The following is a 2,639-nucleotide window of genomic DNA, read 5'->3' on the forward strand; positions in this document are numbered from 1 at the left end:
CTACGGGACGATCGCGGACGTGTCGATCGGCAGCCTGTTCATCGCCGGCATTGTGCCGGGTGTTGCCATTGCCGTGGCGCTGGGACTCGTCAACTATTTTTGGGCGCGCAGACACAATGTGGAGCAGGAGCCGGAGCCCGAAACCAGGGGTGCGCTGAAGACCGTGGCCGAAAGCACGCTCGCGCTCATCATGCCGATCATCATTCTCGGCGGTATCTATGGCGGCATTTTCACGCCGACCGAGTCCGCCGCCGTGGCCTGCCTCTACGGTCTGATCGTCGGGCTCTTTATCTACAGGTCCATCAGCTTCAAGTCGCTTGGTCCGATCTTCGTCAACACGGCCATCAGTTCCGCCATCGTCATGTATCTGATGGGAACCGCCAACGCGTTTTCCTTCATTATAACAGCGGAGCAGATCCCGCAGGCGGTCGCAGTGCAGATCCTCGACATCAGCAGCGAGCCGACGCTGATCATGTTCCTGATCCTTGCCCTGCTTCTGGTCGCGGGGACATTCCTTGACAATGTCGCGGCCCTTGTCCTGCTTGTCCCGACCCTTGGCGCGCTGATCGCGTCCGTCGGCATCGATCCGATCTACTTTGGCGTCTTTACCGTGGTTGCGCTGGCGGTCGGCAACTTCACGCCGCCGGTCGGTCTGAACCTCTTTATCGCGGCGGGCCTTTCCAACTCGCGTATCGAGGACATATCGAAAAGCGCCTTGCCCTATATCGGCGCCTATATAACGGTCCTCGTGCTCATCATTCTGTTCCCGTCGGTCATCCTGTTCTTTGTCTGACAACGGACGTGGCAATCTTCACAGCCTTCATTGGGGAAGCCGGACGTGCTTGACGAACTGGACGGTAAATCAGCAGGACAGATCGCCGGCCATCTGGCGAGCCATGACTTCACCGCGGTGGAACTGGTGCGGTCCTATCTGGAGCGGATCGAACGCCATGGGGATCCATCCGTCTTTATTACGGTTACAGCGAAAGAGGCGCTCAAGGCCGCCGACGCCAGCGATGCGCGGCGGGCGGACGGGTCCGCGCTCAGCGCCTGGGACGGGGTTCCCGTCGCGTGGAAAGATCTGTTCGACATTCGGGGCGTCGCGACAACCGCCGGGTCGACAATCTATGCCGACGCGATCGCAAAGGAGGATGCGGCCGTCGTCGCCACATGCGTCGGCCAGGGGTTGATCTCGCTCGGCAAAACAAACCTCACGGAGTTTGCCTATTCGGGCCTCGGTCTCAACCCGCACTACGGCACACCCGTAAATCCGCTCTCGAGCGACGAGCCGCGTGCCCCGGGAGGATCATCTTCCGGTTCGGCCGTTGCGGTGGCGGCCGGCCTTGCCCCGATCGCGGTCGGAACCGATACGGCCGGTTCGGTTCGGGTGCCGTCAAGTTTCTGCGGCGTTGCCGGCTTCAAGTCCAGTCAGAACAGATATGATAAAACCGGTGTTTTCGCCCTGTCGGACAGTCTGGATTCGCTTGGAGCCTTCGCCCATGGCGTCGACGATCTGATTGTCATGGACCGGCTGATGCGCGGCCTTGACGTCGTCGAACCGAAAGCCCCGCAAGCGGCCGGTGTCGAGATCGTGGTCCCGGAGAGTGTGGTCTTTGACGGGCTGCAGGAGGATGTGCTGGCCTGCTTTGAGGCGTTTGTGGACCGTCTGAAACAGATGAAGGTCGCGGTGCGCCGCGCACCCTTTCCGATCTTCGACGAGGTATCTCGTCTTTTTGCCGTGCATGGCACGCTGACGGTTGCGGAGGCTGCGACCCTGCACAGGGAACTGCTCGAAAGTGACGAGGCTTGCCTGATGGACAGCCGGGTGCGCGAGCGCATGGAGACGGCCAGACGGTTCACGGCTCAGGACTATATCCGCCTTCAATGGGAACGGCGCCGGCTTCAGGACGCGACGGCCGATATTCTTAAGGACGCGTTCCTGCTTTTTCCGACCGTCGCCATGACGGCGCCCGCCATCGGCGCGCTGGAAGCCGATGACGCCTATTTTGTCAAAACCAACCTCCAGGTGCTGCGCAATACCATGCTCGGCAACTATCTGGGCACGCCCGGCGTGAGCCTTCCGATCGGCTTCGACAGGAGCGGGCTTGCCGTCGGCGCACTGCTCTCGGCGCCCTTCGGCCGGGACGATGAGGTTCTTGCGGCCGCCGGGGCGATCGAGACCTTGGCGCGGGCGTGAAACTACCGGGCCGGTAAATCTCGCGAAGCCCGGCGATGTCGATCAGCTTTAATCCGATCAGGAATACGACAGCGGACATCAAATCCCTGGTCATCCAGGCGCGCGGATATTGCCGGTTTTCGATGCCGCTGTCGCAGGATGGGGTTTTAGACCCCTTTGCGGCGTCAAACTGTGGTTTTGGCCACAATATCCGACAAGAAGTGTTTTGCACAAAACCGGCCGGTGCTGTGCGAAAACGTCGCGCAAGGGCGCTTTGAAACGGCGCTGAAGCATACCTATATGGTTAAGGCGTGGGCGTCTGAATTCTCCCGACTTGTTAACGGAAAATACACGGTTGTTTTCCGGCCGCTCAGCAGCTTTCAAAAAAACTTCTTTTTTTGAGAGATAGCTGTTGACTGTTTTTGTTGTTGGGTTTTATAAGGCGTTCCGTAACGAGGGCGGT

Annotated in this window: 2 protein-coding genes; both read left to right on the forward strand. The window is 60.0% G+C overall.

What is annotated here, in order from left to right; translation table 11 throughout:
* Nucleotides 1-793, forward strand: a 793-nt coding sequence (locus AC5E6N_RS18960) for a TRAP transporter large permease (protein ID WP_491749283.1), incomplete at its 5' end; no start/stop codon positions are given.
* 45 nt (nt 794-838) lie between these two features.
* Nucleotides 839-2,197, forward strand: a complete 1,359-nt coding sequence (locus AC5E6N_RS18965; protein ID WP_491749284.1) for an amidase family protein — start codon at nt 839-841, stop codon at nt 2,195-2,197.
* Nucleotides 2,198-2,639 lie beyond the last annotated feature (442 nt).

It is taken from the genome of Hoeflea sp. (assembly GCF_984452065.1).